Genomic DNA, 23,587 nt, shown 5'->3' on the forward strand with positions numbered 1-23,587 from the left:
TTGATAGAGTTTTCGATTTAGGAAAATGAGTAAAGATTTTTTTAATATAGAGAAATTATTTTAAATTAGTGTAAAAATTCCGATACAGAACAACATCTGAGCAGAATAGTATGTAGATAAAATAAAAATCTGAGCAAAATAAAAAGGTTTTACGAATTTGTTATAACCCCATATAGAATCAGAAAATGTAAAAAGTAGAACTCCAAAGCCGAAGTACGGAAAATTCGTTTGCAATTCATTATTCATACTGATTCCGCTCGCAGCCATAATGGAAATTCCGATTGCGTATAGAATTATTGCAGGGAAGTATTTTTGTTTATTTGTTCGGAAAATTTTAGTTATTAAAAAACCTGAATACAAAAGAGCTAAAAGTATTGCTACAATAAATACAGTTTCGTTGTAAGTTTTAGAATTTTGTAAAAATCCGATTGTGTAACCTATATGACCAATTAAAAAAGAAATTAACCCGAAAAGGAATAGTCTTTCTTTCAATAGAAAAATATCTCCAAGTAGTCCAAAAATCAGTCCGATTAAAATCCAGTTATTGAATGTAGTAAACCCATCGGTTTGTATCAAAAAATAGAGTAAGAATAGGATCATAAGGGAAAGAGGAATAGGCTTTGCTATGAAATACCAGTTTTCCTTCTTGTATCTGCAATACATAGAGAAACTTGAGCTTATAATTAAACTGATAGAGAAGAAAATAAGAAACATAATTCGACGATTTATTCAATAATCTTAAATTTTTGCTTTAATTCAACCTATTTTTTATCTAAATGAGGAAATTGATAGGAAAAGTGATAAATTTTTAGAATCATTCTAAATTTTTAGTTTACAATCTAATCCCTTTTTATATAATGGTCATTAAAATAAGATTAGAGGGGAATATATGCCACAAGTTACATCAAAAGCACCAGAGTTTAAAGCAGATGCAGTCGTAGGGAATGAATTTAAAGAAATATCTTTATCGGATTATAAAGGAAAATGGGTGGTTTTGTTTTTCTATCCACTCGACTTCACCTTTGTGTGCCCGACAGAGATCATCGAATACGACACGAAGTTAGATGAGTTCAAAAAAATCGGAGCCGAGGTGATCGGAGTATCCGTTGACAGTAAATACAGTCATTTAGCTTGGAAAAGAACTTCAAGAAAAGAAGGTGGAATCGGTGATATTCGCTATCCTTTAGTTGCGGATATAACCAAACAGATTTCAAGAGACTATGGGGTTTTACTCGACGCAGGGGTGGCTCTTAGAGGGACTTTTGTAATCGACCCAAATGGAGTGATACGTCAGGCGACAGTAAACGACAATTCTGTGGGAAGAAACATAGACGAGTTTATAAGAATCGTAAAAGCCTTCCAGTTTGTAGAAAAACACGGAGAAGTTTGTCCGGCAAACTGGCAAGAAGGTGGAAAGACAATGAAGCCGGATGTAGAAAAATCTAAAGAGTATTTTACTGCAGTGAATAAGTAAGCGAATTCGACAAAGCCGAAGAAATTCGGCTTTTTTGTTTTTTTCTTTTGTGTAAATATATTTCTTGTTTTGAATTTTTCTGATAATTTTGAGTCAATTGGTTCGGTAAAAAATTCTGTGAATGGTGGTAGCGGCATTGATTAGTAAACTGTAAACGAAAACAAATAATTTCACCTCAAAAGAAAACTGTCAGCTATTTAAACGCGCTTTAGGATATACAAAAAAGGGAAGAAGCAATAAGACAAAAACCATGCTATGATTGATAATTATTATTAAAAATAATGGATTATAAAAACTATCATAAAGTAATTTCTATTTTCACTGTAGTTTTTTCTTTTGAAGGTTCAGGGAAAATATTACAAAAAAATTTAATTCCTTCTTTTTTGCATATATCTTCAAGATAGGAAATATACAATAGTCCAAGACCCGCTCCGAGTTTGTCTGTATCTCCACTATCTTGGTAGAAGCTGGCAACAGAAATTTCAGAGGTATCACTTTTCATTTTACTTGCAAGCGAAGCTCTAGTTCTTTCATCAATCAAACCGAAATTAGAAAGAGAGATTTGTACCTTGAAATTATTTCCGGTACTTGATCTTTCTGAATTCATATTCCAGGACAATTCCAACATCTGATTTCTTTTTTTCGCTTCATCAATCACCCACTTTCTGTTTTCGGAGTTTTTTAAGAATTTATCAATTTCTGATTTTTTAGCCATATTCTGGTGAACTATAATTCTTTCAAAGTGGGCTTTTTCTGCGTTTTGTATAAATTCCATAAGTAGATTACTTAGGTGAGTTGCGAGTTTTGTTCTGTCTAAGTAGAGTGCGATCATATCTGCGAAGTGCTTTTTAATTTCGTCTTTGAGTGGAGTTTGATAAATCACAAAATACAAGTACCAAATTCTTTTGTCTATATAATTGATAAACTTTTCCAAACTTCTCATTCGTACGAGTTTATCCTCTTCTTCTATTTCTTTATTAGAGGTAATTCTTTGAATTACTTCATTTTTTATTTCTGTTTCCATCATATCAAAGAAATCTTTTTTTGCAGATCGAAGAGCGTCCAATTTAGCTCTGTCAACGTGGTTCAAACTGGTAATTAAGGATTTTGGATTTTTACGGTTGTAGTCTTTTAATACATTGGATTCAAAAAGCATGGTTGCAAGAGAAGGGCTGAGCTTTTTGTAAAGAATTCCGTAAAGGACCAAATTATTCGTATCAATGATTTCCATTCTTTTTCTCAAGAAATCAGGGAGGCTAATAAAAATTTCTTCTAAATAAGAATTCATAACTAATTTCTGGACAGAAACCGAGTTGTAAGCCTCTGACTGCATACCTTGTTTTAGGCTACCTTCTCTGTTTTTGAATTTTTTAATTACGCTTGGGTTGTTGGCAAACAGTAATAACCCGTCTCCGGTCAGAACAAGGCTAACCGGAAGGTTTATGTATGGGTCTTTTTTCCCTTCTAAATTTAGCATAATGAATTTATTAAAAATAAGTCAAAAGTATTCAACTAAGAAATTATTTTAGAGTAATATTTTTTAATACCTAAGCCAAAAAATTAAAATACGTTTTTAATAAGGAAGTCCTATCTATTTTTTAGCGTAATCTTATATTGGCTTTGATGGAAGAATCGAAATGAACACAGTATTCAGGCTATATTCAGTAAATTTATTTTCAAAAGATTGCGAAAGATCTGCAAAAATATTCTCTGAAGTGTTTGGCTTTCAAATTATTGGATTTCAGCCCGGTCATTCGGAGCTTATATCTAAAGAAGGGTTACGGATTATTTTTTCCAATAAAAGTGAGGATTGTCCCGTAAACTCAGGCACAATTACTTTTTCATCCGAGAGATTAGAAAAGGAGTATCTTTCAAAATTTTTTACAATAGAGAAAGAAAGCCCCGACTATATTGCTTTTTTAGATGAGTATGGAAATAGAATTTGGAATTACTGTAAACCTGTTTAGTGAAAAATAGAAATAGTGGATTATATATGAAATATATTTGTTTTAATTGTAATGGAATTCGCTCTGCAACTTCAAAGGGCTTAATGGAATTTATCCAAAAAGAAAATGCAGACATTGTAGCACTTCAAGAAATCAAGGCAACCGAAAAAGATATAGGTTTGGAGTTTTGGGAAAGACTCGGATACTTTCCATTTATTTTTAGTGCAGAAAAAAAAGGGTATAGCGGTACAGCCGTATTCTCTAAACTAAAACCCAAAAGTTTTTCTTACGGGCTTGGGCATGATTTTTTTGATAAAGAGGGTAGGGTGATTCTTCTAGAGTTCAAGGATTTTGCATTTGTAAATACTTATTTTCCTTCCGGTACTTCAGGAGAAGATAGGCAAAAATTGAAAATGGAATTTTTGGACTATTACAATAAAAAGTTTATTCAATGGAAAAAGAAATACAAAAAAATCATTCTATGCGGAGACGTAAACATTGCACACAAAGAAATTGATATTCATAATCCGAAAGGCAACGAAAAAAATAGCGGGTTTTTGCCTGAAGAAAGGCAATGGTTGACTCAGTTTTTAGATAATGGTTTAATAGATACATTCCGTAGTCTTTACCCGAATTCCAAGGATGAGTATTCTTGGTGGACTTATAGATTCAACGCAAGAGCCAATAACAAAGGTTGGAGAATAGATTATTTTTTCATCACGGAAAATATAAAGAGTAATTTGAAAAATTCTAAAATTGTTCAGAGTGTAGTTTTGTCTGATCACGCTCCTTTAATTTTAGAAATGAATTTACCTTAAATAGTTTTTTTTAAGAATGGTTTTATCGACAAAGACCTGTAATAGTTTAGGGAAAAGGAGATTCTTATGAAACAAAAAATTTTTATTTTTTTTGTATTGATTTTTGTTTTAGACATACATGGCTTTGATATTAAAAAGAAAACCCTTTTAGATTTTACAAGCCCTGCCAATGCGAAATACCGTGACGGGGAAAATGTTATTGGATTTAATGATGTTTTCTTAACAGGGAAACCTTTGGTGTTTTTCCTAATCTACTATAAATGTCCAACAGTTTGCAATACTCAGTTGAATTCATTTTTTAAAGCTGTTAAGGAATTGAATCTTACACCGGGGAAAGAATTTCATCTCACTGTTTTGTCTTTTGATCATCATGAAACTCCAGAGCTTGCTTTAAAGAAAAAAAATGCTTACATGGAAGAATTTGAAAAATCCGGCAAGAAGGCAGACTTTCGATTTTTAACAGGAGACAAAGAAAGCATCCAACAAATCACCGATTCTTTACGGTTTACTTTTTATTTTGATAAAAATGAAAAACAGTGGGTTCATCCTGTAGGTGCTTATATTTACACAAGTGAAGGTCGCTTTTTTAGAAAAATCGGAGGAACGATATTTCAACCTGAGACTCTGTACTATACTTTAGCAGAGATAGATCCGAGTATCATGAATAGTTTTTCTAAAAAAGTTCATTTGTATTTTTTGAGATATGATATGATGGCAGGCGATTACAAACTTCACACTGATCGAATAGAGCATGTTTTGATTCCTTTGTTTTTACTTTTCAGTGGAGCTTTTATTTTCTTTAAACTTTACAAGACTTTAAAACGCAAAAAAAATTATACAGGATAGAAAAATGAATTTTAAAATTACAGACCTTCCTTTACTCAATGCAAGCCTAAATCTATTCGCAACAATTTGTATTCTCTTGGCGTTTATTTACGTTAAGAAAAAAAAGATTCATCTCCATAAATTATTTATGGGTTTTGCATTAACAGCATCAGTTTTATTTATTGTATCTTACTTGGTTTATCATTTTAATATACCTGTGGAGAAGAAATTTCCTAAAGAAAATCCACTAAGACCGGTATATCTCACAGTTTTGATTTCCCATATTGTGCTCGCTATTCCAATGGCTCCGGTTGTTTTCACTGCATTGTATTTCGCACTAACAAAAAGGATTTCTAACCACAAAAAAATCGTAAAATTGGCTTTACCGGTGTGGTTGTATGTATCTGTGACAGGGGTATTGATATACATTTTTTTGAACCATCTGTCATAAAAATCGCAAAATAATATATTTTAAACTAAAATGATTCTAAAAAAACTTGCAAATTTTTAGAACTATCTTAAATTGTTCAAATCTGTGGTCAATATTCTTAAATTTTGACCTCTACAAGTGAGGTTCTTACCAATGAACTTATTACCCGAAAATATCAGCACTTTCGGTACTCAAATAGATTCCCTGACTACAACTATAACTTATTTTGCGGTAATTTGGTTTTTTGTAGCCTTTGGGACTCTTATGAGTTTTTTAATATTGTATAGAAGAAGAAATGGCGTAAAAGCACACTATATCACCGGAAACACTTGGAAGGAAGCTAAGATCTTAGCGTTTTTTGTATTTTTGGTAGTATTAAGCGATTTATATATAGACATATTGAATACAGGTGTTTGGAATCATATCAAAACCTATATCCCTCAATCCGAGGAAGTCGTAAAGATCAATGCTTTTCAGTGGAGCTGGTCTTATACATACCCGGGGCCTGACGGAAAGTTAAATACGGAAGATGACAAAGAGGCTTATGAGCTTCATGTTCCAATTGGCAAGAAGGTAGTGTTTGATCTAACTTCCAGAGATGTAGTGCATAGTTTTTGGGTGAAGGAGCTTAGGCTAAAACAAGATGCAGTTCCTGGCAGGACAATCAAGGGTTGGTTTGAAACAACTAAAATAGGCAAGTATGAAATCATGTGTGCAGAAATTTGTGGACTGAACCATTCTATGATGAAGGGCACTCTAATCGTAGATTCTTTGGATGATTATCGTAAATTTACAAACCAATTGTATGGGATTGCAGAGCAGAAACCGGCTTCAATCACCGGTACTCCTATGGAAAACAAAATAAAAAATAAGGAGGGAAAATAATGACCTTGACTCATGAAGAAAGTTTTATTCGTAAATATATATTTTCAACCGATCACAAAATGATTGGTAAACAGTATTTTATTGCAGGGCTATTTATGGCTTTTGTTGGAGGATTTTTAGCGTATGTTTTTAGGATGCAGCTTGCCTACCCCGGGCAGAGCATTCCATTGTACGGAAAATTAACTCCTATCGGTTACAACTCAATGGTTACTATGCACGGGACTGTAATGATTTTCTGGGTGGCAATGCCTTTGCTTCTAAGTGCTGCAGGAAATATACTGATTCCACTCATGCTCGGCACAGACGATATGGTTTTTCCAAAATTAAACATGCTATCGTTTTGGGTATTTTTTATTAGCATGGTTATTCTACTCGCTTCATTTTTTGTTCCCGGTGGTGCCTTTGGTGGCGGTTGGACAGCCTATCCTCCTTTATCTGCCGATGGATACCCAAAAACTCCTCCTCCACTTTATTCAGGGGGAACTCTTTGGGTAATTGCAGTTGCACTCGAATTTGTTTCCATGCTCATGGGTGGGATTAATTTCATCGTCACCACAGTCAACAAAAGAGCTAAAGGTATGGGTTTTATGGACATGCCTATAATGATCTGGATGTTGAATTTAGCTTCCATTATTTTTATGCTCTCTGTGGGACCTTTAATCGCAGGGGCAATCATGCTACTTTTAGATCGAACGATTGGAACTGGTTTTTACGATCCTGCAAGGGGTGGGGACCCAGTTTTATTCCAGCATTTCTTCTGGTTTTTTGGCCACCCTGAAGTGTATGTTTTACTTTGGCCAAGCCTTGGAATGGTAGGTGAAATTATTACAAACTTTTCCAGAAAACCTCTTTTTGGATACAAAACAATCGTAATAGCATCCGTTCTGTCCGGTTTTCTTAGTATAATTGTTTGGGCACACCACCAGTTTATTGCAGGGATAGACCCAAGGATGGCGAATTTTTTTAGTATTACTACGATCATTATTTCCATTCCTTTCGCGGTAATAGTATTTTCTTATATTGCTACATTTTTTAGAGGCTCTATAGAATTCAAGGTTCCAAATCTATTTGCAATCGGAATGCTTGCAGAATTTTTAGTAGGTGGGGTGACAGGAATTTATTTAGGTTCTAGTGCATTCGATATTTATGCGCACGATACTTACTTTGTAATTGCCCACTTTCATTATACACTAATTCCAATAGTGTTCTTTGGAGGACTTGCAGGTACGTATTATTGGTACCCTAAAATTATCGGAAGAAAGATGAACGAGACTTTGGGGCAAATTCATTTTTGGCTTACCGCTATTTTCTTTAATATGATATTTATGCCTTTGTTTTTTTCGGGCATGAAAGGAGAGCATAGAAGAATTTTTAGCTACACTGCGTTTGAGTCTCTAAAGTCCAATGAGGGAATTCGAGTGATTGCAACTATTGCAACAATTGGTCTCATTTTATCCCAAGCTGTGTTTCTATTCAATTTTATTGTAAGTCTTTTTAAAGGAGAAAAAGCAGAAAAAAATCCTTGGAAATCGAATACATTAGAGTGGGTCGCTGACTCTCCGCCACCTCACGGCAATTTTCATTCAGAGATACAAGTGTATAGAGGGGCTTATGAATACAGTGTGCCAAACAGGAACTCAGACTATTGGCCACAAAATGAAAAAAATTAGAGAGGGTTTATGACTACTGCAAATACAATGCCAAATAACGTATCTATCGTGCCTAAGGGAAGACTCGCATTTTGGGTTTTGATTACCGGAGAGATTGCGATCTTTGGAGGCCTTATCGCAACATACATTTTACTTAGATTGAGATACCCTGAGTGGGCAGAACAAACCGCACTCACTTCTACACCACTTGGGGCGTTGAATACCTTTGTGTTACTTTCCAGTAGTTATACAATTGTTTTGGCTCATTCTTACGCTGCAAAAAAAGATTTTCAGAAAGCGTTTTACCTTATGCTTTTTACGGTATTTTGTGGTTTTATTTTTCTTGGGGTAAAGACAATAGAATATTCCCATGAAATTTCACTCAGATTGACTCTTACTTCACCCGGGCTTGTAGCATCCGGTAAAGGGATCGGATCTTCTGGACATTTTACTATACTATGACTGGATTACACGCAATCCACGTATTAGTCGGGATGACGATTATTTCTATCGTTATGTTTCAAGTGAAAAAAGGAAAAAACCTACACAGGGTAGAGTTAGTGGGTCTTTACTGGCACATGGTGGATATTATTTGGATTTTTATATTTCCAATGCTGTACATTGCAAAATAGAGGAGAATTCTATGCAAAAAAATGAAACTACCGAAGAAATTGAGTACCACGGGCACCCTAATTATTTTCTAATATATACAGTTCTTGTAGGATTTTTATTGATAAGTTTGGTTGCAGATTGGATTCCTAATCATAAAATAGCTGTCTATTTGATTTTTGTAACTGCAATTATAAAAGCCTATTTAGTGATCGCAAACTTTATGCACTTAAAATACGAGCCTTACGCTCTTATCGTCCTTTTTGGGTTTGGGGTTTGTGTCGGTTTATTTTTCTTTTTCGGAGTGTACCCGGATACCGTGATTGTACCTTTGGAAGTAGTGAAAAAACCTTTTTGAAATGAGTGCAACAAATAAAGAAATAGCAATGAAAAGTGAAATCATCCCAAGTGCTTATCTTGGGATGATAATGTATTTGTTTACTGAAGTCATGTTTTTTTCTGCTCTTATCAGTGCTTATATAGTCGGGAAGGCAGGATCCATGGTTCCATGGCCACCGGAAAATCAACCGAGACTCCCTGTAGAGATTACATTTTTCAACACACTAATATTAATTTTCAGCTCTTTTACAATGTATTTTATTTTTCGATCCAATGAAAAACAAAAAATCCAAAAACTTCTTTTAGCTACAATTCTACTTGGAACAACTTTTCTGTTGATTCAAGGGTATGAATGGGTGCGTTTGATTGGTTTTGGAATGACTACTACATCCAATTTATTTGCAGGATTTTTTTACACTATTGTGGGTGCTCACGGTCTGCACGTAGTGATAGGAGTTGTAGCTCTTTCCTACTCTCTATATAGATTCAATCAAAGTAATGACTTAAGTGAGTCTAGGGTTTCATTACAGGCTGTGGGGATCTATTGGTTCTTTGTAGTTTACCTTTGGCCGTTTTTATACTATCTTTTATATTTATACTGATATGATAGACTTATTTTTTTCTTGTAGCGTATGTGGGGGACCGGTAAGTAAGAATGCCTTAGACGCTTATTTGTTCATCACAATTTTAATGACAAGTTTACCAGTTATCTTAATCGGTATATTTTTTTTTCTTGTAAAAAGAAGAATCAAAGATGAGTCTAAGTGAGCTATATTTTTTTAAAATTTTATATCGTTGTCCTAATTTTTATGTAGAATAAATTTTTGTTAGTAATTTCTCTTGAGGCTATTTATTTATAAGTGATGCCACCTTTTCTGCAATAGATACTTTGGCAGTGGAGCCTGAATTGAATTCTAAAAAATCTGACTCCATTCCATCTGAAAATATTACTCCTTTTTCAGGCATTAAACTTTCTATTACGAGTTCACTTTGGGAAGTGATTTCCCCTGCAACAAGATCTGCACCACTCCACTTGCTGACAAATGGCTCTCTAACTATAAATGTGAGTTTTTTGGCTTCCCAGTTTGGAGTTTTTTTATTCGATGATTTTTTCGAATTCGATTGCGAATTTTTTTTAAACTTATTTATTCCTTCAGTCATGTTAAATAGAGAACTTAACCAACCGGTAGCTCCAATAGGAGTGGACACAATAATTCCACTGGAAGAGTGCCTTTCTGTTTTTTCTCCAAATTGCAAAGAGTATCTCGCACTAATATGAGAATTTGCACCTATAAAAAAATCATTGCAAGCGTACAAGAATTGTCCATCCGTTAAATCTACTCTCGCCATTGTAATCTTTTTAGTTTGGAATTCATTTTTTTCTATTTTTTGAATAGTTTGGGTTACTTCATTTTCTCTAAATGGGAGAAGAACTCCGTCAAACCTTTCCGGGTCTGGGTTTACGGCTAAAATGTTTTGTGAGTTTAAATATTTGGCTACATTGATTACAAGCCCATCTTGACCGAGAGTTAAGATTAAATCTTTTTTCCCAAACACAAAATTTGGCAAAAAGTTTCTATCTATGATCTGAAATCTTATGGAAGAGGGAATAGACTTCACTACAAGGTCTTTTGCCCTGTGGTAGTTTTCGTATTCTAATTCATAGTCTGCAAAAGACTGCCCACGCTTTTCAATGTAAAATTTGGCTTGCCCTTTGGTGTTAAATCTTTTAATATTATCTTCAAGGCGGGTGAGTCTTGTAACAATAATAATTTTATCTATTTCCAAGGATCCCTCTATCTTGTATTATCATCTAATATAAAATCTAATGTTTCATGAATATTTTTTTTTTGCATTTTTTATTTTGATCTTTTTGTATGCAGCTAAACCTAATTTTTGAATTGAAACGGACAGAGTGTATTTAAAAAAGCTATAGGGTGAATTGATCACTCCTTCAAAATCATTGGTTTTTTCTTTATTTGTCTTTTCTCGAAGTTTGTTCATTCCTTGCTCAATAATTCCCATAGATAAGAGTATTGTAACAATTACAAAGGTTCCTTACTAAAATTTTATTATAAATGGTATACCTGCAAAAAGTCGTTTTTTGAAAAAGCAATTGTTCAAAAAGCAAATAAAAGTGCCATTTTATAGCGTTGTAAAAAGCCCTGAAAGGGGTTTTTGCAGTAGCGTCATAAATATCCCAATTGAACAAAGATAAGAAAAGATCAAAGTCATACAAATTTTCTTTCTTTAGCTTGGAGACAATTTGAGCCATGAAACTATCTTCCTTCTACGTCCAATAGCTTCGTCATTTTTACAAGAATTCTTATTATAATATAAATACTCGCCCCAACTCCAAAAAATACTATTTGAGTAGGTTTTAGCATATTCCAAAATCCATCAAAACTAAATCCAAGCTCGTTAAAAAACATGATTAAGACATCGTACAGAGTAAAGAAAAAAACTAAGCCAAAAAATCCAGGATATTCTCTTTTTAAAACATTTTTAAACGAAAAACTCATATCCGGTTTACGGAAGTTTTTAAAACAAGGAATAATCGCAGGTGTGGAGTTCGCCCATTTCAGATAGTCGTCACCAAATTTACCGCGAAGAAATTGTTCTTCTGTAAACATAATTCTTTCGTAATAGAACCAATAGAACAAGATAAAAATTAACACAAAAGAAAAGTCTCTAAAAAACAGAACAAGACCAAAGAACATAAAAAAATTTCCGACGTATAATGGATGGCGAACTGTAGAATATATCCCTGTTTGGTTGACTACATCTGCAATTTGGACTTTCGTATTTCTTCCAGATGTCCTTGCCGGGGCGAAGCCAACTACTATAGATCGAATGAGTAAACCAAAAAGACTAACTAAAATACAAAATCCTACCCAAATTAAATTATCTTCGTATCTGAAATTTAGGTATTTATAACCCGGAATATAAAATGCTGAAAGAAGCAAGATGAAAACCGGTATATACGATCTCCAACGAAACAGAAAACTTCCTTGTTTTTCAAATTCTTCAATTAGTGCCATTTTTTCTCCTTATTTAGAAAACTGCTTGCTATACATAGATGAAAATTTTAGATTTCAGTTTATGTCAATTGAATCATTTATTCCGCCAAAACAAAACTTCCCTACTTTATGGTTTACAGACCTTTCTTTACCGATATTAATTAAAACTATTCACAATTTAGATGATATTGTAGTCAGAGCAGAGGATATTCTTATGCTTAGGTCTTTAAAAGACGAAAGATTGATTTACGCATCAAATCATCCAACCACGAAAGAGCCTCCTGTTGCCTATCATGTTGCCAACTTGATGAATACTCGATTTTTTTATATGGCGGCCAGGGAAGTTTTCGATTGGGGAATGGGGTTTGTAGGAGATTTTATTCAAAGTATTGGTGCATTTTCTGTTTTAGCAGGGACTACTGACAGGGATTCTCTAAAAACAGCTAGGTCTATTTTGGCAAGTCCTGCCGGGAAATTGGTATTATTCCCTGAAGGGGAGCCAACCGGGGCAGAAAATGACAATCTATTGCCTTTTCAGCCGGGGGTATCTCAATTGGGGTTTTGGGCACTTGAAGACGCTAAAAAAGTTAGCGATGATGCGGATATTGTAGTGTTACCTTCTTATGTAAAATACAGGATGAAGGGTAGTATAGATAGTATAAAAAGGGATATAGACCATTCTATTGAAGTAATGGAAAATACACTCGGGATTTCTAAAACTGGTAAAAATATAACTCACAGATTGTTGTCTGTCGGGAAAAAACTTGTAGAAAGAGCTGAAAAAGAATTTGGGATTACTCCAAAAGAAAGCGAGTCGTTTGATTATAGAATAGGGCATTTACGCCATGCAATTCTAAACGATATTGCCGAAAAAATAGACATCCGAAAATGGGATGAAAAAGATCACGCAATTGATAAACTTAGAAAAATTTTAACTACAATAGAATTGACCAATGTGGGTATCCCTGATCCTAAAAATGAATTGCCTACAATTGACGCTGCGAGATGGGCAAGGCTTGCTTGTCAGAGAGCTTACGATTTTATTGCTATCAAGGTGGATTACTTGACTTCTTTACCTTCGGCAGAGAGGATTTATGAATGGATCTATCGCTTTGAAAATGAGTTATTCGGCAGGACCAATCCAAGAGCAAATATAGCTTATGTGCATTACGCTACTCCTTTTAAATTGAGTGAATATTTGGAAGAATACAAAAAAGATAAGAAAAAGACAGTAGAGAAAATGACTCTTAGGCTTCGCAGTGATATAGAAAAATTATTAGAAAAAGAAAAATCTTTAAGTAAAGAGTTGTATGAAAGTGATTTTTTGTTTTAATTAAAATTATTTAGCTGATTGTTTAGAAAAAAAAGTCTAATTTTGCACACAGTGTGCAAAATCTATGGTAGGGACGTTATACGAAACCGTATGAAAAAAATCTTTGTAGATTGAAAACTTAGTGATTAATATAAAAAGTATTTTTTAATTTTTTCAGAGTACTCATTTTCTTTTTGAGCGTATGATTCATGGAAAGTATGAAATGGGATTTTAGAGTTGATCGACTTTCTAAATGAATCACTACCCCAAAGATAATCTATATGAGGAATCTTACCGTAAGAATTCCAGCTCACATTTTGTTTATAGATTTCTTTAAAAGCCTGAATCAAAACATAGCCTAATTCTATCGGATTGTAATTTCTATTGACTAAGTTCAATCTTAACCCTCTACATATTTGATCCTTGTACGGGCCAAACGCAGGTTTAAAGAAAACATTGGAGAAAAAATAGTCTTTTGATTTAGTTTGTGAAATAACATAATCAGCCAACTTTTCAGGATTTTTCATCCAGGGCGCTCCAAAATAAATAAAAGGCGCTCCTGTTCCCCTTCCTACAGATACATTGATTCCTTCTAAAAACACCAAAGCAAAATAATTTCTTGCAGACTCTAAATTGGGCAAATTAGGTGAAGGAGTGTGCCATTCTAAACCGGTTTCTTCAAAAGTTTGTCCTCTTTTGAATTTTTCTACTGGGATTACTTGTAGTTGAACTTTATTGGATAAAAATATCTCGTTATAGTAGTTTGCACTCTCTCCGAGTGTAAGTCCTGTAAAAAATAGAGACGGAAATTCACCTGCAAAGTTTTCGTATTCGGGTTTTATTGTATCTCCTGTGGGCTTAATGTGCAGTGCCGGGTTTATGTGATCTAAGATGATCATTTTTTTTGTTCCAGATGTCATCTGTTCCATGAGCCTTTTTAACACGGTCAAGTAAGTATAACACCTCATCCCCATGTCTTGAACGTCAAATACGATAGAGTCAACCTCTGAAATCAAGTTGGCCAATTCATTTTTTTTAAGTCTGTAAATATGGTAAATTGGCGCATTGAAAAGAGTATCAATAGTTACCGGGGTTTGGCTGAAATCTTCTTCTAATCCTAAAAATCCGTGCTCTAAACCGATCAGATGAGTAATTTTTGCTCCATTTTTTTTAAATTCCGACTTTAAAAATTCAGGGTTATTTCCAATCCCTGAAGGGTTTGTTACAAGTAGGATTTTTTTCCCGTTTAGAGTTGGTAAAACTGCCTCATAGAACTTAAAATAGGACGGTTTTACGTCTGATTCCTGTGGATGAACTCGGATTTTTGTATCGGGTTGGAGCGAGCAAAAGGATATAAACAATAATAAAATTAAAATTGGAAATAAATTTTTCTTGAACATATACATTCAGGAAAATTATGCTAAGAAAATCATCAAGGAGAATAATTAGAATGAATAAGAAAATCACACAATCTCGATTTTTTTGGAGTATTTTATTTATAGCGCTTTTTCAGTACTGCGCAACCGGTAGTTCAAAAGGGAAAAAAGATGCAGACGTAGTTGGAAGAGATGGAAATACAATCACTGTATTTGGAGAAGCGTCAATTTACCAAGGGGATAAGCAGTTAGCAGAGCAAAAAGCAATCAAGGATGCAAAAACTGTTGCAGTTCGTAAGCTACTTGGTGAGCAGATTTCATCAAAAAGTGGGGTTTCTGACGGAGAAAGTCTCGGGTCCAGTCTATTGGCAAAATCAGATGGATTCGTAAAAAATTATGAAATCATAGATAGGAATTTCTATAAATTAGATACTCAAGATATGATTAAACTCACGGTAAAATGTGTGGTTGAAGAATCCAAGTTGAATACTGCTGTAGATGCACTCATGGCTGATATTGGTAATCCGAGAACAATGGTTCTTGTGAAAGCAGATTTGGGTGGAACAATTGTAAACGCTGGAGCAAACGGGAACATGGCTGAGGCTATGATTATCGAAGCACTGAAAAAAAATGGTTCTAGAGTAATTGATGCCAGTGTTGCAAGAAAGCAACTTGCTAAAAATCCAAAAGCACAAGCAGGTGCAGACCCGGACTCGATTCAAGAAGGATCTCCGATCATTTCAATTGCTCAAGAAGCAGGTGCCGAAGTTTTGATCATCGGTGAAGTAAAGACTACAGATCAACCTCCAATTACACAGATGAACGGAAAAGCCTTGGACAAACCGATTTATAATTCTTCAGCAGATGGAACTTACAAAATTGTTCTTCTTTGGGGAGATGGCAAAATTGTAGGAACAGGTGCTGAAAACGAAAGAGGGCCGGATATTACGCCTAAGGTAGCAAGAGACAATGCAGTAAAAAAATGGGGTGAAAAAGTAGCCAAGAAAGTAAACAAACAATTGAAAGATGAGTGGTTTCAATTAGCCGAAGGAAATCATATTATTTTGAAATTCACAGGTTTGAACGCAGAAGAAGCTACAAAATTTTCTGATGATCTAAAAGAGTTTACGGCAGTAAAAGACGTAAATCAAAAATCAACTGCCGAAAGCGGTTCAGAATGGGAATTAACCTACCCGGGTAAAGAATCTGCATTCACAGATGAATTGACATACAAAAAAGATAGAGGATTCAATTATCTAAGTAAGAAAGTTCTTACAATCAAAGGCTCCAAGAGAGGAGTTGTGGAAATAGAGTTTACCCCAATAAAGTAAATTTCTAATTACATCGAGTTCGGTAAACCCCGTTTTGTAACTACAGACGGGGTTTTATTTTTTTTTAAAATACTATGAAAGCTAAACTACAAATTTCAGAAGAAAGAAGAAATGAGTTGATTTCTCACAGAAGAGAAATTCACAAACACCCTGAACTTAAATTTGAAGAGATGAAAACTGCAAATTTTATCAAGGATCATTTAAATAAATTAGGCTTTGGATTTCAGGATAATATTGCTAAAACAGGAGTCGTGGCTCTTATTGATTCTAAAATTCCGGGTCCAACAGTTATTGTTCGAGGAGATATGGATGCGCTTCCTATTACGGAAGAAAATTCAGTAGAATATAAATCTAAATACGAAGGTTTGATGCACGCCTGTGGGCATGACGCACATATTGCAATTCTACTTGGGTTTGCCTCTGAATTAAAGGAAAATATTTCCAACATTCTCCCCTTGGGGAAAGTACTCTTGGTGTTTCAACCTGCGGAAGAAGGTGGGGCAGGTGCAGACTTGATGGTAGAAGAGGGGATTTTAGAAAAATACAAAGTGGACGGAGCCTTTGCTCTGCACGTTTGGAATCATATAGAGGTTGGAAAAGTGGGAGTAGTGAAAGGGGCAATGATGGCTTCTGTAGATGAGTTCAAAATTCTGATTCGGGGCGTTAGTGGACACGGTGCAATGCCACAACATGCGATTGATCCTATTCTTGTTGGCTCTCATATAGTTACAGCGATCCAATCTATTGTGTCCAGAAATGTAGATCCTTTAGACTCTTGTGTTGTGACTATCGGTAGTTTTCACGGGGGCAATGCGTTTAACGTAATTCCAGAAACAGTGGAGCTGACAGGTACTGTGAGAACCTACTCTAAAAGTTTGCACGATCAATTTCCGGGTAAGTTAGAAATTTTAGTAAAAGGAATTGCTCAATCTTTTGGCGCAACTGTTGAAATTGAATATAGGAAAATTGATAAGCCTACAGTCAATCATCCTAAAATGGCTGAGATTGTGAAAATTGCGGCTAAAAATATTTTAGGTGAAGATTCAGTTACTGAAGAAAATGTTCGGACTATGGGTGGGGAGGATTTCTCTGCATTTTTAGACAAAGTACCGGGTTGTTATTTTTTTATAGGTTCAAGAAATTCTGAAAAAGGTTTTACGTATCCACACCACAGTTCAAAATTTGACTTTGATGAAGATGCCTTGAGTATCGGTCTTTGTGTAATGAAGGAAACAGTAAAAACTTATATGTTGCAAGAAAAATCACACTTCACGTAAGTCTTCAATTTCTTCGATTTCTTTTGGAATTTCTTTTGTTAGATTGATTGGATTTTTTCCGTTTACTAGTATATCGTCTTCGATTCTTATACCAATTCCTCTGAAATGTTTTGGGATAGAGTTGTCACTCGCATCGAAATATAGCCCGGGCTCGATTGTAGTAACTTGTCCGTCTTCCAACCTTCTGGATTTCCCGTCTATGTAGTATTTTCCTACATCGTGTACATCAAGACCCAACCAATGACCGGTTTTATGCATAAAGAATTTTTTGTAGCTCTCTGTTTCAATAATTTGAGAAATACTTCCTTTCAGTAAATTCAAATCTTTTAGCCCTTCACACAAAGCATAAACAGTTTTTTCGTGTATTTCAGAAAATCGTCTGTTTTTTGTAACCAAAGAGATTGCCTCTTTTTGTGCGATTAATACCAATGAGTAGATTTCTTTTTGTGGAGTCGTAAATTTTTTCCCGGCTGGAAATACTCTTGTTACATCCGCAGTGTAGTAATTTTTTTCTGCTCCACTATCTACTAAAATCAGGTCATTTTTTTGAATCACCGAGTTATTTTTTGTGTAGTGAAGTATAGTCGCATTTTTTCCTGATGCAACTATATGCCCATAACCTCCACCCCAAGCACCTTGGCGAATATATTCACTTTCGAGTATCGCTTCTAATTCAAATTCAATCATCCCGTATTTGGCTTTTTTCATCAGTTCAAGGTGACCAAGTTTTGTAATCCGAATCGACTCTCTGATACAATCAATTTCTTCTTTGGATTTGATGAGCCTCATCTCATGAAGAAACGATGGGAACTCTATTTTTTCCGGTCCATAATTCCCGTCTCTTAGTTTTTTGTTAAGTGTATCGCATAACGTAAGTATTTCATTGTCTCTTTCTTTATCTTTCCCAAAAAAATAAAAAATTTTTTCTTCGTTCGTGAACAGTCTTTCTTTTTGACTGCCCCAGTCTTGTAAGTCAAAACTTTCTGTAAGCTGTAGGAATTGTTTTATTTTTTCTTTACCAAGACGAATCCCAGTCCAGATTTCTTTTTCTTTATTTTTGGGAAGTGCGAAAATTGCAGAGTAATTATTTTTTAAAATGAGAATTGCATCTGGTTCTTCGATTCCGGTAAGATAGTAAAAGTCTGAATCTTGTCTGAACTTGTATTCTACATCTTTGTTTCTTATTTTATTTTGTGCCGCAAAAAGAATGAGAACTTCTCCTTTTTTTAAAAGACTCATTGCTTTTTGTATTCTATCCTTGTGAAATTTTTCTTTCATAAAATTATTCTTTTAATATAGAACGTAAATTTTTATATATTTGTTTTGGGTTTTGATCCATCATGCAACGAAAGTGTTTTTTGGGGCAGGTGTTTCCTCCATGGATTCCGCACGGGCGACAGTCTAAGCCTTGTATTTCAGAAATATACATAGCATCGGATAAGGGAGTGTAGCCGAAGTCAGGAATAGTTGCACCGAAAATAGCAATAGTAGGGATATTGAAAGCTGAGGCAAAATGTATTGGAGAAGAATCGTTGGAAACTACCGCCGAGGATTCGCTGATTATATACGCAAGCTCTGTAAGGTTTGTTTTCCCTGATAAGTTTATTACGTTTTTGTTGAAATTTTTTTGAATTGATTCAGAAAGATTAATATCTGATTTCGATCCGATTAGTACAATTTGATATTTGAAATTTTGTAAGATAAGCTGAATTAGCTCAATGAATTTTTCTTTTGGCATTTTTTTAGTCTCCCATACCGATGAAGGAGCAATAACAATATATTTTTTTTGTTTTAGATTTTCTTTTTTCATTATGTTTTTTATATTTATAGTTTTTGAATCTTCCAAATAAATTTCGGGTCTTCTTCTTTTTGGGTATTGACCTATACTTGGGTAAATTAAAGAAAATAGTTTATCTACTTCGTGAACTCCAAGAATGGGTCTGTGGATTTTTTTTGTAAGTAGATTGGAAAAACCTGCCTCTTTGTAACCGATTCTTTCTTTTGCCCTTGATAAAAAAGAAAGTATGGAAGACCTGTGGGAGAAGTGGGGAGATAAACAAAGGTCAAATTTTCTTTTTCGTAGCTGTGATGCGAACCAGAAAAAATAGAGTAAGTTTTTTTTTGCTTTTTTCTTATCAAATTCTAAAACCTCTTTTAAAAATGGATTTCCGCTTAGGATTTCTTCTGTTCCTTTATTCACTACGATTGTGATAGAAGGTCTGTCGTATAACGCATATACTTCTCTTATAAAAGGAGTAGTAAGGATTAGGTCTCCGAGAAACGCAGTCTGTATGATTAAAATATTTTTCATGCTTTTTTAATGAGGGTCGCAAAGTTATTCGTAGCCAGCCCACCTATAGAATGGGTTAACCCTATCTCTGCATTGGGTGCATTTTTCATAAACTCAATAATCTCTGCAATTTGGGCAAGCCCTGAAGCTCCCACTGGATGACCTCTGGTCTTTAGACCACCGGATGGATTGATTGGGATTTTTCCGTTTGGGTGAGTTACCCCACCTATTACATTTTTTAGTGCCTCTCCTTTTGGAAAAATTCCTGCATCCTCTGCCCCTATTAGCTCAAATGTAGTAAATGCGTCGTGCAATTCGGCTACATCCACCTCAGATGGAGAAATATTCCCTTCATTATAAGCCTTTCGGAAGGCATCCTTGGACGCAGTAAAGCTATATCCAAAATCCACAGATTGAAAACTTCCTGTTCCATGCCCTGTTCCGATGATGGAAAATTCTGATTTTACTTCGCTTGATACTACAATAGAGCAAGAGCCATCTGAGAGCGGGCTAATATCATATAAACAAAGTGGAGAAGAAAAAACAGGAGATTGAATGTATTCATCAAAGCTCAAATTTTTTTTTATGTGAGAAATTGGATTTTTTAACCCATTGTCGTGCAGCTTCTTTGAAATAGGAAATAAATCATTTTTAGAATACCCAAAGTCATTTAAGTAACGATTGGTAATTAGTGCTGCTCCTTGTGCCATGGACATGGATAGAGAAATTTGTTTTTGTGATAAGACTGAGCCGAGTAAAATATTATTTTCTTCTCGGTTTAGCCTCGACATAACTTCTGTTCCTATGACTAACCCTGTTTTGAATTTCCCTGAATCCAAAAGAATTTTTGCAAGGTGAATGGCAGATGCACCACTAGACGACGCAGTTTCTGATCTGATACAAAAAATAGACTCAAGACCAAGTGCATCGCCTATCTTGGCAGGTAAGTTAAACTCTTGGGTATATCTCTCCGGAGCAAATGCAGAAAAAATCAAAAATTCGATTCTCTCTTTATCAAAATTCTGAATTGATTTTTTAGCTACATCTACAGATAACTCGAGATAGCTTTTATTTGTTTTTCCGAATTGGCTTAATACAGGGGAGTGAAGATAAACATGGCTCATATTTTTCTAAGATAGCTTTACGGGTTTCGCATCACCCCACAGTCTTTCGAGATCATAAAAATTCCTCTTTTCTTTAGTCATTATGTGTACTAAGATTTCTCCGAAATCGAGGAGTATCCAGCCAGAGTCTAAACTACCCTGACCATTGGATTGATTTCCCTTGCCGAGCTTTAAGTGTTTGAGGCTTTTTTCTAATTCACGAGCGGTTGCCTGCGCTTGAATGCTTGTCATCACTGTACATATCACAAAATAGGATAAGTAGGAATTTACATTCTCAAGATTTAAGATAGAAATTTCTTCGCATTTTTTTGAAGCAAGAATTGTTTGAATCTGTAATAGAATTTTCTTGGTATCGCTATATTTTTCTTTTTTTTGAGGAATATTTTTACCTTCAAGGTTTGATTTCAAAATCTTCTCCTACGATTACAGTTGTATCTAAACCGAGTTCTTTGCGAATCAGGTGAACTACTTTTTTGGAATTTAAAGTTTCTGCAATTTTATATGAATACTCAGTATTCCCCGACCTGTCAATTACGATAGTTTTTTTTTGATTGGTTATCCAAGCATTTTCCACAGACAGTACTTTCAATCTTTTATCGTTTAGTATGGATTTTACTCTTCTTGCAAGCCCGGGCACATCTGTAGCATTCAATACTTCAGTTCTTGCCTTTTCTCCATCTAAAAAGTAATCACTTCGCATATTTTTTTCAAAATTAGTAAAAGAGATTTTTGCAGTGTCCTCTTTTACAAATAGAAACGGTTCTTTTGTTTTTTTATCGGTCATAAGTTCTCCTGGAAGTTCAGAAGTTGAAAAAATAATATGGCTTGAAACAAAAAAATCATACAAAGAAAATAGTTCTAACGGGCTTAAATCTGTTTTTACTCGTAAAAAAAAAGATTTAATCCATTCTTTGGGCAAATCTTTAGATTTACTCAACCTATCATAGACTGTAAGCATCATGCTCAATTGCTTGTTCATTCTATCTACATAGTGGAGAGGAGATTGATCTTTTAATTTTAGGTATTCAGACACTGCTTCTCCGCTAAGATTCTCCTCACCTTTTTCCCAAAGAAATAGAGTAGATGGAATGGGTTTATCATCAAAATAAAAAGAAATCCCACCCATTATATCAACGAAGTCTTCTAAGTCTTTTTCTTTTACCTGCAAAAAGTAGTGAACAGGGAGATTGGAGAAGTGCGTAAACTCTTTGGAGAGAGAATGGATTTTCGAGCTTCCTCTGGATTCTACAATATCGTTTTTGTCGTCAAAAGAAGATAGCGGGTTTATAAAGTAAAGCCCACATTTTTTTTCTTTTGGTAAAAGGATCGCAAAAACGGAAAGAGAAATTTTATCATCTGAACCAACAGAAGACAGAAAAATTGTAATGGGTTTATTTTGAGATAGCCTTTTGTCTAATTTCGTCTTAGTTGCTTGCTTATAGACGAATAGACCTATAGAAAAAATTAATACGAAACCGGAGAGAACGAGTACAAAAATTTTCTGTTTTTTCTTTAGGTCTTTCAAATGGTGATTACACTTATCTATTTAATTTGAAAACCAAAATATCAAAGGTTTACTTTTTTTAAAGCTAAAATTGAGTATTTGTACACTGCAATCGTATTTTCATGGATGTCATACTTTTTTTGAAGAAGTTTCTCTATAGTCCTACTCGATTTTAAATAAGTCCCGTATTCTAAAATTTTTTTTGTTTTTTCTAACCAAAATTTATACTCTTTATGATTTTGAGCGTATTCTGAGCCTAAAAAATCGGAGCAATAAATAATCTTTTGTAAAAGACTCATCGACTTTTCGCCAAGCGTATGTGAGTCTATTGCAGAAAAAATTTCTTCATTGGTAAATCTATAAACCTCCTGAATATAAAATCTTGCGGAATAAGAATGGTAAGAAGACTCTGGAATTTCAAAATATTTCTTGAATTTATTTTTTTTGAACAAAGAAATATGAAATTCATTTCCTTTTTGTTTTGTAATATCGTGCAAAAGACCGGCAAGATAGGCTTTTTCAGGATCAGAATATCGAAACTGTTTAGAAAGTAGTTCTGCTATTTCAGCTACTTTTAGAGAATGTTTGTAACGAGACAGGGATAATTCATTTTTAATGATTTTAGAAAATTTTTTAATTTCTGAATCTTTTTTCATTTAGAAAGTGCCTTAATAAATCTTTTTAGCAATTGGCTCAAGATGAAGAATCGTACATTGAATAGAACAATTCTAATCTCAAGATTATAAACTATTTTAAAATTCCGATTTGTGAAGCACAATTCTATTTTTTTTTATTCAAAAAATAGAAGAGATAAAAATTTCGCTTGTTTACTTGAATTGATTAATGGTAAAACTTTTTTATAAAATATTATTTATTGTGTATCTATATTTTTATTCGTTGACATAGTAGGGTGGATTTTACAATTTCTATTAATTACAATTTAGAATTTCTACTTCAGGAACATGTAGCTTGGTAGAAAGACAATTGAGGAGTATTACGAATTCTTGAAAGATGTAGTTATTGATTCAAATAAGGCTAATGAATATAGGGAGTTAAAAGGTGGGACAAACGAGCTACTCATCCGACTCTTAGAGAAATATATTAGTACAGCAGAAGATTATATTTCAAAGGCAAAGATTTCTTTTTCAGAAAAGGATCACAAAACTTTATACCATATTATTCATAATTTAAAAGGCTCTTCTCTCACAATGGGGTTGTTGCAGATGTCTGAAATTTTAGTCGAATTGGAAACTCAGATAAAACAAAATAATTTTGAGAATTTTGAGTCTATGCTTCAAGAACTACAGGAAAAACTCATTTTTGTAAGAGAGTATTTTGCAACCCTAAGTTAGAAAAAATGAATAATATTAAGAGAGCG

General features: G+C 34.2%; 28 protein-coding genes. 16 read left to right on the plus strand and 12 right to left on the minus strand.

Annotation, left to right across the window (positions count from 1 at the left end; translation table 11 throughout):
- Positions 1 to 60: 60 nt before the first annotated feature.
- Positions 61 to 714, minus strand: a complete 654-nt coding sequence (locus HS129_04000; protein MBE7411215.1) for a lysoplasmalogenase — start codon at positions 712 to 714, stop codon at positions 61 to 63.
- Positions 715 to 889: 175 nt separating this feature from the next.
- Here HS129_04000 and HS129_04005 point away from each other — a divergent pair, with 175 nt between their 5' ends.
- Positions 890 to 1,474 carry a peroxiredoxin gene (locus HS129_04005; protein ID MBE7411216.1) on the plus strand — a complete coding sequence of 195 codons (585 nt, stop codon included), beginning with the start codon at positions 890 to 892 and terminating at the stop codon, positions 1,472 to 1,474.
- A 298-nt stretch (positions 1,475 to 1,772) separates the two neighbouring features.
- On the opposite strand, the gene HS129_04010 is transcribed toward HS129_04005, so the two are convergent.
- Positions 1,773 to 2,951: a hypothetical protein gene (locus tag HS129_04010; GenBank protein ID MBE7411217.1), complete on the minus strand. Its 1,179-nt coding sequence runs from the start codon at positions 2,949 to 2,951 to the stop codon at positions 1,773 to 1,775.
- A 160-nt stretch (positions 2,952 to 3,111) separates the two neighbouring features.
- Here HS129_04010 and HS129_04015 point away from each other — a divergent pair, with 160 nt between their 5' ends.
- From HS129_04015 to HS129_04065, 11 genes are all read left to right on the plus strand, one after another.
- Positions 3,112 to 3,441 carry a hypothetical protein gene (locus HS129_04015; protein ID MBE7411218.1) on the plus strand — a complete coding sequence of 110 codons (330 nt, stop codon included), beginning with the start codon at positions 3,112 to 3,114 and terminating at the stop codon, positions 3,439 to 3,441.
- Between the two features lie 26 nt (positions 3,442 to 3,467).
- A complete protein-coding gene (gene xth / locus HS129_04020) occupies positions 3,468 to 4,238 on the plus strand; it encodes an exodeoxyribonuclease III (GenBank protein MBE7411219.1) in 771 nt (256 codons plus the stop codon).
- A 66-nt stretch (positions 4,239 to 4,304) separates the two neighbouring features.
- Positions 4,305 to 5,084 (plus strand): SCO family protein, encoded by a 780-nt coding sequence (locus HS129_04025; GenBank protein MBE7411220.1) that lies wholly within the window; start codon positions 4,305 to 4,307, stop codon positions 5,082 to 5,084.
- A 4-nt stretch (positions 5,085 to 5,088) separates the two neighbouring features.
- Positions 5,089 to 5,514 (plus strand): DUF420 domain-containing protein, encoded by a 426-nt coding sequence (locus HS129_04030; protein ID MBE7411221.1) that lies wholly within the window; start codon positions 5,089 to 5,091, stop codon positions 5,512 to 5,514.
- Positions 5,515 to 5,646: 132 nt separating this feature from the next.
- Positions 5,647 to 6,378: a cupredoxin domain-containing protein gene (locus tag HS129_04035; GenBank protein MBE7411222.1), complete on the plus strand. Its 732-nt coding sequence runs from the start codon at positions 5,647 to 5,649 to the stop codon at positions 6,376 to 6,378.
- A complete protein-coding gene (locus HS129_04040) occupies positions 6,378 to 8,048 on the plus strand; it encodes a cbb3-type cytochrome c oxidase subunit I (protein MBE7411223.1) in 1,671 nt (556 codons plus the stop codon). Before HS129_04035 ends, HS129_04040 begins: the two co-directional genes overlap by 1 nt.
- A gap of 9 nt (positions 8,049 to 8,057) precedes the next feature.
- Positions 8,058 to 8,489, plus strand: coding sequence for a cytochrome c oxidase subunit 3 (locus HS129_04045; protein ID MBE7411224.1), 432 nt, complete (start codon positions 8,058 to 8,060; stop codon positions 8,487 to 8,489).
- The gene (locus HS129_04050; GenBank protein MBE7411225.1) at positions 8,486 to 8,659 is read left to right on the plus strand and encodes a cytochrome c oxidase subunit 3; all 174 of its coding nucleotides are present in this window, start codon (positions 8,486 to 8,488) and stop codon (positions 8,657 to 8,659) included. The genes HS129_04045 and HS129_04050 overlap by 4 nt, the downstream gene beginning before the upstream one ends.
- Positions 8,660 to 8,670: 11 nt before the next feature.
- Positions 8,671 to 8,994, plus strand: a complete 324-nt coding sequence (locus tag HS129_04055) for a cytochrome C oxidase subunit IV family protein (protein MBE7411226.1) — start codon at positions 8,671 to 8,673, stop codon at positions 8,992 to 8,994.
- Position 8,995: 1 nt separating this feature from the next.
- Entirely contained in the window at positions 8,996 to 9,577 is a 582-nt protein-coding gene (locus tag HS129_04060) for a heme-copper oxidase subunit III (GenBank protein ID MBE7411227.1), read from the plus strand.
- Between the two features lies 1 nt (position 9,578).
- Complete coding sequence (locus tag HS129_04065) at positions 9,579 to 9,743, plus strand: hypothetical protein (protein MBE7411228.1); 165 nt, start codon at positions 9,579 to 9,581, stop codon at positions 9,741 to 9,743.
- A 78-nt stretch (positions 9,744 to 9,821) separates the two neighbouring features.
- Here the strand turns inward: HS129_04065 and HS129_04070 are convergent, their stop codons facing one another.
- The 3 genes from HS129_04070 to lmtA form a co-directional block, all read right to left on the minus strand.
- Entirely contained in the window at positions 9,822 to 10,763 is a 942-nt protein-coding gene (locus HS129_04070; protein ID MBE7411229.1) for an NAD(+)/NADH kinase, read from the minus strand.
- A 45-nt stretch (positions 10,764 to 10,808) separates the two neighbouring features.
- Positions 10,809 to 10,979 carry a hypothetical protein gene (locus HS129_04075; protein ID MBE7411230.1) on the minus strand — a complete coding sequence of 57 codons (171 nt, stop codon included), beginning with the start codon at positions 10,977 to 10,979 and terminating at the stop codon, positions 10,809 to 10,811.
- Positions 10,980 to 11,254: 275 nt separating this feature from the next.
- Positions 11,255 to 12,016: a lipid A Kdo2 1-phosphate O-methyltransferase gene (gene lmtA / locus HS129_04080; GenBank protein MBE7411231.1), complete on the minus strand. Its 762-nt coding sequence runs from the start codon at positions 12,014 to 12,016 to the stop codon at positions 11,255 to 11,257.
- Positions 12,017 to 12,077: 61 nt separating this feature from the next.
- Between lmtA and HS129_04085 the strand changes: the two genes are divergently transcribed.
- Positions 12,078 to 13,328, plus strand: coding sequence for a 1-acyl-sn-glycerol-3-phosphate acyltransferase (locus tag HS129_04085; protein MBE7411232.1), 1,251 nt, complete (start codon positions 12,078 to 12,080; stop codon positions 13,326 to 13,328).
- 125 nt (positions 13,329 to 13,453) lie between these two features.
- Here the strand turns inward: HS129_04085 and HS129_04090 are convergent, their stop codons facing one another.
- Positions 13,454 to 14,713: a DUF1343 domain-containing protein gene (locus tag HS129_04090; protein MBE7411233.1), complete on the minus strand. Its 1,260-nt coding sequence runs from the start codon at positions 14,711 to 14,713 to the stop codon at positions 13,454 to 13,456.
- Between the two features lie 44 nt (positions 14,714 to 14,757).
- Here HS129_04090 and HS129_04095 point away from each other — a divergent pair, with 44 nt between their 5' ends.
- Together HS129_04095 and HS129_04100 are read left to right on the plus strand one after the other, a co-directional pair.
- The gene (locus HS129_04095) at positions 14,758 to 16,014 is read left to right on the plus strand and encodes a lipoprotein LipL46 (GenBank protein ID MBE7411234.1); all 1,257 of its coding nucleotides are present in this window, start codon (positions 14,758 to 14,760) and stop codon (positions 16,012 to 16,014) included.
- Between the two features lie 74 nt (positions 16,015 to 16,088).
- The gene (locus HS129_04100) at positions 16,089 to 17,291 is read left to right on the plus strand and encodes an amidohydrolase (protein MBE7411235.1); all 1,203 of its coding nucleotides are present in this window, start codon (positions 16,089 to 16,091) and stop codon (positions 17,289 to 17,291) included.
- Here HS129_04100 and HS129_04105 read toward each other — a convergent pair.
- Genes HS129_04105 through HS129_04130 form a run of 6 tightly spaced genes read right to left on the minus strand, consistent with a single transcriptional unit; the run spans position 17,277 to position 22,865 of the window.
- Complete coding sequence (locus HS129_04105; protein ID MBE7411236.1) at positions 17,277 to 18,569, minus strand: aminopeptidase P N-terminal domain-containing protein; 1,293 nt, start codon at positions 18,567 to 18,569, stop codon at positions 17,277 to 17,279. The two genes, HS129_04100 and HS129_04105, sit on opposite strands and share 15 nt — an antisense overlap.
- A 4-nt stretch (positions 18,570 to 18,573) precedes the next feature.
- A complete protein-coding gene (waaF, locus tag HS129_04110; GenBank protein MBE7411237.1) occupies positions 18,574 to 19,602 on the minus strand; it encodes a lipopolysaccharide heptosyltransferase II in 1,029 nt (342 codons plus the stop codon).
- Positions 19,599 to 20,705 (minus strand): thiolase family protein, encoded by a 1,107-nt coding sequence (locus HS129_04115; protein MBE7411238.1) that lies wholly within the window; start codon positions 20,703 to 20,705, stop codon positions 19,599 to 19,601. Before HS129_04115 ends, waaF begins: the two co-directional genes overlap by 4 nt.
- A 6-nt stretch (positions 20,706 to 20,711) precedes the next feature.
- Entirely contained in the window at positions 20,712 to 21,086 is a 375-nt protein-coding gene (rsfS, locus tag HS129_04120; protein MBE7411239.1) for a ribosome silencing factor, read from the minus strand.
- Positions 21,087 to 21,096: 10 nt separating this feature from the next.
- On the minus strand, positions 21,097 to 22,230 hold the full coding sequence (locus HS129_04125) for an LCP family protein (protein MBE7411240.1): 1,134 nt from the start codon (positions 22,228 to 22,230) through the stop codon (positions 21,097 to 21,099).
- Between the two features lie 41 nt (positions 22,231 to 22,271).
- Complete coding sequence (locus tag HS129_04130) at positions 22,272 to 22,865, minus strand: HD domain-containing protein (protein MBE7411241.1); 594 nt, start codon at positions 22,863 to 22,865, stop codon at positions 22,272 to 22,274.
- A 348-nt stretch (positions 22,866 to 23,213) separates the two neighbouring features.
- On the opposite strand from HS129_04130, the gene HS129_04135 reads away from it, so the two are divergent.
- On the plus strand, positions 23,214 to 23,561 hold the full coding sequence (locus HS129_04135; protein ID MBE7411242.1) for an Hpt domain-containing protein: 348 nt from the start codon (positions 23,214 to 23,216) through the stop codon (positions 23,559 to 23,561).
- Positions 23,562 to 23,587: the final 26 nt, after the last annotated feature.

Source organism: Leptospiraceae bacterium (assembly GCA_015075105.1).
Taxonomy (GTDB): Bacteria; Spirochaetota; Leptospiria; order Leptospirales; family Leptospiraceae; genus JABWCC01.

Coding starts and splice junctions, on each gene's coding strand:
- HS129_04000 (MBE7411215.1), bottom strand. CDS start 714: ATGTTTCTTATTTTCTTCTCTATCAGTTTAATTATAAGCTCAAGTTTC.
- HS129_04005 (MBE7411216.1), top strand. CDS start 890: ATGCCACAAGTTACATCAAAAGCACCAGAGTTTAAAGCAGATGCAGTC.
- HS129_04010 (MBE7411217.1), bottom strand. CDS start 2,951: ATGCTAAATTTAGAAGGGAAAAAAGACCCATACATAAACCTTCCGGTT.
- HS129_04015 (MBE7411218.1), top strand. CDS start 3,112: ATGAACACAGTATTCAGGCTATATTCAGTAAATTTATTTTCAAAAGAT.
- xth (MBE7411219.1), top strand. CDS start 3,468: ATGAAATATATTTGTTTTAATTGTAATGGAATTCGCTCTGCAACTTCA.
- HS129_04025 (MBE7411220.1), top strand. CDS start 4,305: ATGAAACAAAAAATTTTTATTTTTTTTGTATTGATTTTTGTTTTAGAC.
- HS129_04030 (MBE7411221.1), top strand. CDS start 5,089: ATGAATTTTAAAATTACAGACCTTCCTTTACTCAATGCAAGCCTAAAT.
- HS129_04035 (MBE7411222.1), top strand. CDS start 5,647: ATGAACTTATTACCCGAAAATATCAGCACTTTCGGTACTCAAATAGAT.
- HS129_04040 (MBE7411223.1), top strand. CDS start 6,378: ATGACCTTGACTCATGAAGAAAGTTTTATTCGTAAATATATATTTTCA.
- HS129_04045 (MBE7411224.1), top strand. CDS start 8,058: ATGACTACTGCAAATACAATGCCAAATAACGTATCTATCGTGCCTAAG.
- HS129_04050 (MBE7411225.1), top strand. CDS start 8,486: ATGACTGGATTACACGCAATCCACGTATTAGTCGGGATGACGATTATT.
- HS129_04055 (MBE7411226.1), top strand. CDS start 8,671: ATGCAAAAAAATGAAACTACCGAAGAAATTGAGTACCACGGGCACCCT.
- HS129_04060 (MBE7411227.1), top strand. CDS start 8,996: ATGAGTGCAACAAATAAAGAAATAGCAATGAAAAGTGAAATCATCCCA.
- HS129_04065 (MBE7411228.1), top strand. CDS start 9,579: ATGATAGACTTATTTTTTTCTTGTAGCGTATGTGGGGGACCGGTAAGT.
- HS129_04075 (MBE7411230.1), bottom strand. CDS start 10,979: ATGAACAAACTTCGAGAAAAGACAAATAAAGAAAAAACCAATGATTTT.
- lmtA (MBE7411231.1), bottom strand. CDS start 12,016: ATGGCACTAATTGAAGAATTTGAAAAACAAGGAAGTTTTCTGTTTCGT.
- HS129_04085 (MBE7411232.1), top strand. CDS start 12,078: ATGTCAATTGAATCATTTATTCCGCCAAAACAAAACTTCCCTACTTTA.
- HS129_04090 (MBE7411233.1), bottom strand. CDS start 14,713: ATGTATATGTTCAAGAAAAATTTATTTCCAATTTTAATTTTATTATTG.
- HS129_04095 (MBE7411234.1), top strand. CDS start 14,758: ATGAATAAGAAAATCACACAATCTCGATTTTTTTGGAGTATTTTATTT.
- HS129_04100 (MBE7411235.1), top strand. CDS start 16,089: ATGAAAGCTAAACTACAAATTTCAGAAGAAAGAAGAAATGAGTTGATT.
- HS129_04105 (MBE7411236.1), bottom strand. CDS start 18,569: ATGAAAGAAAAATTTCACAAGGATAGAATACAAAAAGCAATGAGTCTT.
- waaF (MBE7411237.1), bottom strand. CDS start 19,602: ATGAAAAATATTTTAATCATACAGACTGCGTTTCTCGGAGACCTAATC.
- HS129_04115 (MBE7411238.1), bottom strand. CDS start 20,705: ATGAGCCATGTTTATCTTCACTCCCCTGTATTAAGCCAATTCGGAAAA.
- HS129_04130 (MBE7411241.1), bottom strand. CDS start 22,865: ATGAAAAAAGATTCAGAAATTAAAAAATTTTCTAAAATCATTAAAAAT.